Source organism: Komagataeibacter oboediens (assembly GCF_003207815.1).
GTDB classification, from domain to species: Bacteria; Pseudomonadota; Alphaproteobacteria; order Acetobacterales; family Acetobacteraceae; genus Komagataeibacter; species Komagataeibacter oboediens.
The window spans coordinates 1-6,518 of the sequence record NZ_NKTX01000098.1; the positions used below are offsets into that span (position 1 = coordinate 1).

At 55.1% G+C, this 6,518-nt stretch carries 10 protein-coding genes; 3 read left to right on the forward strand and 7 right to left on the reverse strand.

Features of this window, described 5'->3' with window-relative positions; translation table 11 throughout:
• From CFR80_RS16335 to CFR80_RS16360, 6 genes are all read right to left on the reverse strand, one after another.
• The coding region (locus tag CFR80_RS16335) for a recombinase family protein (RefSeq protein ID WP_456303547.1) at positions 1–333 on the reverse strand (333 nt) is incomplete at its 3' end.
• A 172-nt stretch (positions 334–505) separates the two neighbouring features.
• On the reverse strand, positions 506–1,012 hold the full coding sequence (locus tag CFR80_RS19980) for a hypothetical protein (protein ID WP_258367897.1): 507 nt from the start codon (positions 1,010–1,012) through the stop codon (positions 506–508).
• A gap of 317 nt (positions 1,013–1,329) precedes the next feature.
• Positions 1,330–1,827: a helix-turn-helix domain-containing protein gene (locus CFR80_RS19645; RefSeq protein ID WP_220032756.1), complete on the reverse strand. Its 498-nt coding sequence runs from the start codon at positions 1,825–1,827 to the stop codon at positions 1,330–1,332.
• 235 nt (positions 1,828–2,062) lie between these two features.
• Positions 2,063–2,362 carry a helix-turn-helix domain-containing protein gene (locus CFR80_RS16350; RefSeq protein ID WP_110507723.1) on the reverse strand — a complete coding sequence of 100 codons (300 nt, stop codon included), beginning with the start codon at positions 2,360–2,362 and terminating at the stop codon, positions 2,063–2,065.
• A 1-nt stretch (position 2,363) separates the two neighbouring features.
• On the reverse strand, positions 2,364–2,651 hold the full coding sequence (locus CFR80_RS16355; protein ID WP_238331412.1) for a type II toxin-antitoxin system RelE/ParE family toxin: 288 nt from the start codon (positions 2,649–2,651) through the stop codon (positions 2,364–2,366).
• Between the two features lie 782 nt (positions 2,652–3,433).
• Positions 3,434–4,909 (reverse strand): N-6 DNA methylase, encoded by a 1,476-nt coding sequence (locus CFR80_RS16360; RefSeq protein WP_110507724.1) that lies wholly within the window; start codon positions 4,907–4,909, stop codon positions 3,434–3,436.
• A 108-nt stretch (positions 4,910–5,017) separates the two neighbouring features.
• Between CFR80_RS16360 and CFR80_RS16365 the strand changes: the two genes are divergently transcribed.
• Positions 5,018–5,251, forward strand: a complete 234-nt coding sequence (locus CFR80_RS16365) for a helix-turn-helix domain-containing protein (protein ID WP_110507727.1) — start codon at positions 5,018–5,020, stop codon at positions 5,249–5,251.
• Positions 5,244–5,882: a hypothetical protein gene (locus CFR80_RS16370; RefSeq protein WP_110507725.1), complete on the forward strand. Its 639-nt coding sequence runs from the start codon at positions 5,244–5,246 to the stop codon at positions 5,880–5,882. Before CFR80_RS16365 ends, CFR80_RS16370 begins: the two co-directional genes overlap by 8 nt.
• A 162-nt stretch (positions 5,883–6,044) precedes the next feature.
• Here the strand turns inward: CFR80_RS16370 and CFR80_RS16375 are convergent, their stop codons facing one another.
• The gene (locus CFR80_RS16375; RefSeq protein WP_258367901.1) at positions 6,045–6,239 is read right to left on the reverse strand and encodes a recombinase family protein; all 195 of its coding nucleotides are present in this window, start codon (positions 6,237–6,239) and stop codon (positions 6,045–6,047) included.
• Between the two features lie 82 nt (positions 6,240–6,321).
• Between CFR80_RS16375 and CFR80_RS16380 the strand changes: the two genes are divergently transcribed.
• Positions 6,322–6,518 (forward strand): recombinase family protein (locus tag CFR80_RS16380; RefSeq protein WP_456303548.1); only part of this gene is annotated, 197 nt, incomplete at its 3' end.

Here is a 6,518-nt window from a genome sequence, read left to right on the forward strand (position 1 = left end):
GTCGTGGTGTCGATCTGAGCGCCTTTTCCGGTCAGCACACGCAGGCCGATCCTGCGGTCTGACAGATCCTTCACGGTGTTGACCAGGTGGGCGAGCGAGTTTCCAGACCACCAGCACATCGCCGTCGCGCAAGGATTTGAGGCATGCAGCTAAGCCGGGCCGATCATCGCGGCTACCGGATGCACGATCATCATAAATATTACCTGGCTCGATACCGGCGGCACGCAGGGCGTCGTGCTGGAGGTCGAGGGATTGGGAACCATCGGCTTTGGAGACGCGGGCATATCCGATCAGCATGTTTCTTAAACGGTGGTTTGAGGCGGTGACGAACATGAGCACATAAGCTTGCACTATTGTGTATCTTAACCAGCATCGCAATCAAACTATCTCAAACCTTACCTTGGAAAGAATAAGGAGCATGTATGCCGCGTCGCGTGACCCTGACCGATCGACAGCGCGAGGCGCTGTTTCACTTACCGGTCGATCAAGGTAATCTGCTGCGGCACTATACCGAAAAGAGACGCTGCCACCATGTGCGGGGTGGTCGTTCCCCCTGCGCGTTCACCTGAACATCTGGTGCTTGTTCACCCCCTACGTTCACCCCGTCCGTAGGGTATTCGCGTTCAGTCAATCGCGCCTCTGCCACCGCTAACCGCGCCCTTAGATCGGCATTGTCATCACGCAACCGGGAAAGCTCTTCCTTGTCCTGCGCTGCTTCCTCTGCCCGTCTGTCCAGTTCCCTCTGTAGGGTGGTCACGGCTAGGCGTAGGGTGTTCATCAGTTCAGCGTTCACCCCGTCCGTGGCGGTCATTTCTGACTGTTCAGGGGTCTGTTCGCCCTGCATGTTCGGGTTGGTTAGCGCGTGCGCTGGCACACTCACGCGAACGGTTCCGCTGTTGTCTGTGATCTTGAGCCAGCCGCCACGCCTGACACGGGCGCGGGCCGCGTCCACTGATAAACCAAGCCGGTCTGCAATCTGCCTATAGGTTAGCTGCTCGGTCTTGGCGTTCATTCAATATCCTATTGAGCCGGTAGGCGAATAAAGCAGGGTGTGAAGTCGTAGCCGCTTGCGGTAGGCCTACTTCACCTGTCCTGCCCGCGATTATGATGATATTCTTACGCCATAAAAAGAGACATACACCTGCAAATCTAGCGCAAACCTTTCGACAATCTCCGACATATGTGCTGCGAACCTTGCAGCAACCTTGAACGAACTTTTGATACATCTGTTCGGGCTAAGTAAGGCCGAGTTTATACCCGTGCGGTCTCACATGCTCCCTATTCCTGAGCCATACGGTGCTGGTTTTTGGTGTGTTGGAAGAGGTGAGACTAGGTGCTGCCCCGATATCCTATGCTCTCACACCATCGTATCAGGTCATTATGTGACATTCCGGCGCCTGAGAGTGGCTCTGCATTAAAGAAATTACTCTGAGAATTAAGTTCGCTGTCATTTTGGCACTTAGAAAGAAACGCCCGTTTCCTGCGGGCAAGAGCATCTTTAAGCTGTTGTGTGTAATGTGCTGCGGCAACACGTGCCTGCTCCAATGGCTTGATGATCAGACGATATCGATTAGGGCCGTTACAGATGCGCCCTGATACTCTCTGGCGTTGCCGTTTTCTCTCCACTATGCCCAGCCGATACCCGGCCTCTAGCGCCCGTATAACGGTTCTGACAGAGCATCCTGCACGGGCGGCAATAGACTCATGAGAGGGAAAGAGACCACGATATCCCTGAAAGCTGGCGAGTGCCTGAAGCACAAGGTGCGTTTTTGCGGTGATGGCGTGAGACTGTGTGAGATTCCAGATCTGGGAAGCGAAAGAGGTCACAACCAAAAAGCCTTTCAAAAAGGCGAGGCTTCCTCTTTTCCCGCTGATCTAAGGCTTGAAACCGGCTTCGGTTATCCTTACAATATCAGCATTGGACGCAATCAGTGCTGTAACACTTTTTGCATCAAGTCCACCTCACCGCGGAACAGTGAGTTTTTGAAGGGGTCGCCTGCCAGGGCGGCCCTTTCGTCGTTTCAGGCAGTATGTATCTTAGAATCTAAGTCTGGCAAGAGCGTCACGTGCCAACAAGCACACGCTCAACGGCTTGCGGCTCCCGGTCAATCAGCATCAGCAACGTGCGAGCAGCCTTTTCTGGCGTCCGGCGCTTCTGCTCCCAGTCACGCACAGCGGCGGCACTAAAACCATATCGCGCAGCAAAACGCACTTGGCTAAGCCCCGTTCGCTTCCGAATATCAGCCACATTGATTTCAGGAGGCGTCCAGATACGACCGGGCTTCACAGCTCCTTCGGCAATACCTACGGCCTGCTCCATGGAGGTAAGTAGTTCATCGGCAATGTTCATTTGCTCTGCCATGTTAAGTTCCTCCTTGATCTGATTTCTTTATGCGTTCAGCCATAGAAGCCATGGCTTTCTTCTGATCTGGCGTAAGATCATCCTGTTCATTCTTGCCGTAGATCAACAGGGCATAAACAGGAATCCGGTCACTCGCGACATACCAGATGACCCGAACACCGCCCCTCTTGCCTCGACCTGACCCAGCAAACCTTAGCTTTCTAACGCCACCAGTTCCGGGGATAACGTCACCTTGGCGTGGATTCTCAGCAAGCAGCCGAATGAGTTCTGCCCGTTCTTCACGGCTCAAAAGAGCATCTGCCCTCTTGGTAAAGATCGGGGTTTCTATAACTGAATGCATAACTCTTTATGCGGCATTGCCGTATTTTTAGCAAGAGATGATAATGAAAGCGTCTCCAGCGGGACAACTTCATAGCCCGCATGTTGTCACATTTGAAATCTCCCGGAAAAACCACCATGCAGCCCTTGATACACCGTGGCTCCGGTCTGTCCCAATCTGACTATAGACTGTTTGGCTCAACCTAATTTGAATGGAAGAAATGGGGGGGGGAAGCGGAATGTCCGGTTGTAGCTTAGAAATTAAAACAGCGGACATTCATTCGGACTGACGTCGGTTTTCGATTGCTCTCAGTAAAAAATATAACCTTAGAAGGGGCAGAGAGAGACCCCCGCCGGGGTCTGGTGGCCTTTATTTATTATTCCCACTCGATTGTTGACTGGCACATAAAGTCCATATTTATCAGTCAATTATAAAATTCAAAATCAATAATACCATAATTAATACCATACTTTGAACTAAAGACCCGTGGGTGCCCCCTCTTGATGTTTAACAACGATTCGCCACGATTACAGGTGGACCTGGGACTTTCCGGTCGTTCCTACATGCCTTGTTTAGCGGCATATTTTCGCTAATATCCGACACTTGCCGAACTGGCGAAGCAGCAAATGGGCCGCTGGTTAAAAGGCACCTCGTCTCTGCCGCCGCAATCGGCCGAGCTGCACTTGTTGCATCGCGATTGTGAGCCCCAAACCCGAGGCGGACCACGGGAAAAAATACCGACGTTCTGGAGATCAGGTCAATCGGATAGGGTCGGCGGCGAAGGTGTGCAGGAGCCCCACGATATCAGGCTCCAAGCCAAGGTTTTCTTCCACGAGTAAATCGATCTGGGACTTCTGCTGGGCTGTATCACAACCGATCAAGGCGTTGCGGTACGCTTCGCGAGCCAGGTCTCCAATCTGCGTCTTAGTTCGCGCTTCGAATTGCGGAGTGGGAATGCGTGAGGCGTAACCGGCCGTGACCATGTTGCTTCTGATCAGCACGCCTCGCAGCAGATACAGGCACAGTCGGCTGTTGAGGTACGCGAGAAGCCACCACTTATCGTCCTCGCCGACGATCACGTTCGGATTCACTCCGCAGAGAGTATCCGGCGGCCGGACAGTAGCGCCGAACGCGACGCCCATCGAGGAGCACGACAGCCCCCCCTTCATGAGCAGGTCACGATTCCTCACTATGAAGTTGGGGACAATGCGCGCCTCCCGGTTGAAGTCGTCGATGATGTAGCCGTCCGGTTCCGCATGAAAGCGCCGACCTGCCGGGTTCTTGTAGAACGGGACGGTAAAGCCGGTACGCGGCACGGAGCTGATATATTTCGCGTCGTTCCCAGTCGAAACCCCGGTCACGCATGGCGCGATCTGGCCGAGCCTGGGACCATCGAACAGCGCCGATAGCGCGGGAGGCAAGCCCACTACGATCTCGTCGTTATCCTGCTCCCCCGACAGCGTGATTTCGCCTAGATGCCGCCGTTCGAAGCCGTCGGAACGGAGCACCTCGCGGAACTCGACCACCGAGGCGGGGCGGTTGCTCACCTCGACAGTTGCGCCTGGCCGATGGCCCTTCTCGATGATAATCAAACAGGTTCGCACGTCCGCGCCTTGGTCGGCAAAAAGCGCTGTTGGGCAGAGGTGCAGGTTCAGGAGCGTGCATGATGCGAATAGATACTGCCGCAGATCCTTATGGCCCACGGCCGTCAGGAAGGAATCGTGCACGACCAGCGCGATCAGGCATCCGGGTCGCGCGACATCAATGATCGCGCGGACGAAGAGCGAATACATGTTTAGGGCGGTGGACTTGCCGAACGTCGCCACCAGTCGACGCTTGTTCGACCGAATGTAGTCGGTCTCGTGGCAGTTGTAGGGGGGGTTCGCAACGATGATATCCGCCTGCCACAACTCGGAATGCTCATCAAACAAGCTTCCCTCGCTGGCCGGCGCGGCTAGTTCCAGAAAGTCGGCTTGGACGAAGCGGTTGCATCCGCCCGCTCCTCGGTCAACGAGATCAATCCCTGTAACGCCTATCCCCACCCGCGAGAACGGCGCTGTGAGCTCGCCCTTTCCGACGCACGGGTCTAGGACGATACGTGTGTTGGGGCGGTAGCCAAGTGCCTTGTGCGCCAGGAAGTCAGCAACGAAGGACGGAGTCGAATAGTATCCAGACTCGCGCCGGTCCTCGCCGTCCGCGTCGATAACAGTCTTCGCTCGTCTAGCCATCGCTCTTTTCCATCCGCCTACTACGCTCGCGAACGTCCAAGCTGTCAAGCAGAAAGATACCGATAGTCCGTGGTGTTTTTGTCGTCATTGGTTTTGGATGCTGTGGAGATGGACCAACCACCGCCACCTATCAAAACTAAGTTCGGAAGCCGTCTGCGTCGGCTGAGGAAGGAACGTGGCTTCTCTCAGGAAGGGTTCGCTGAAGAATGCGGGCTGGATCGGACGTATGTCGGCGGTATCGAGCGTGGCGAGCGGAACGTCGGGATCGAGAACATTGAGCGGCTGGCCTTTGCGCTCGGCATTGAGGTCAAGGTGCTATTTGAGTTTGGGGACGATGACTGAAATCGAGGACACAGAGCGGTATCGGGAACGGCTTGAGGGCTGCCTCCGCGAGCTTGTCAGAGGTATTGGGGAGGTACCCATCGGGACGCCCGGCCAGTTGCCTTTCGGCTGGCGGAAGGCAGCAAAAGGGCGGACCGTGTGGCGCATTCTTGAGGAGGTCATCTCCCAGAACTTGGAGCGCAACGCCCAAAAGCTCGGCCTCCTCGACTTCACGCCAGCGCCGTCCGAAGTCGGAGTCTACGACTTCTCTTTCCGTTTTGAGGATTCCGAGGCCATCTACGTGAACGTGAAGTCCGCGGTCCGCGGCCGCAAGTCGAGCAAAGACGACGTGTCAAAGGCCGATAAACTGATCGCATTTTACGAGGCAACGCAGGATCTTTCGCTGTTCATCGCCACCGTAGAGATCGCGTTTCACGTCGATCCGGTTAGGATCGAGCTTACCGAATGCTATGTGGTGCCGACGGCTTGGCTGCCGGATATATACGTCAATCCAAGCAATAATGGTAACCTACAGTCAGCAAGGTACAAGGACTTGGGATCTTGCGTTAGGCGTGGTCGCGCGGAGTTTGTCGAACTTCTAAAGGAGCAGCTCGGCAAGGCGCAGACTAAGCGCTCGTCGAAACTCCTCTGACCCCGCTCGGTTGCGGTCTCGCCCGGGTGTTATTCAAATCCCCCGACAACGAGGGATTTCACAGCGGCAGCTTTCTACGGGAGCAGATGATCGTCAACGCGGACCTGAACGACTTTCTCTTGTCGACAGCCGACGCCGCGTAACCTTCATCTGTTCTATGTGTCATCTCCGAGCCATAGCATGTCCCCGCCCCGCGCAGGGTGTTTCGGCATTGCTCAAATCTAGCCGCGATGCGTTCTTCTCGCTTGCCGCTTCTTCATAGATGACACGGCACCCAGTCTGCTGAAGCGCATCGCGCTGCAAGTCCAGATGCCAACCCTTTGTGGAGACCCGTGCGTAGCCGATTCGCTGTTTCATTGACACAACCGGGACATTGAAAACTTGACGAGAATGTTAACTCGTCAATTGAGGTTCGAATGTCCCGGATGCCGTTTTTTTGGTGCGTTCGGAAAACCACCGTTTAAGAAACATGCTGATCGGATATGCCCGCGTCTCCAAAGCCGATGGTTCCCAATCCCTCGACCTCCAGCACGACGCCCTGCGTGCCGCCGGTATCGAGCCAGGTAATATTTATGATGATCGTGCATCCGGTAGCCGCGATGATCGGCCCGGCTTAGCTGCATGCCTCAAATCCTT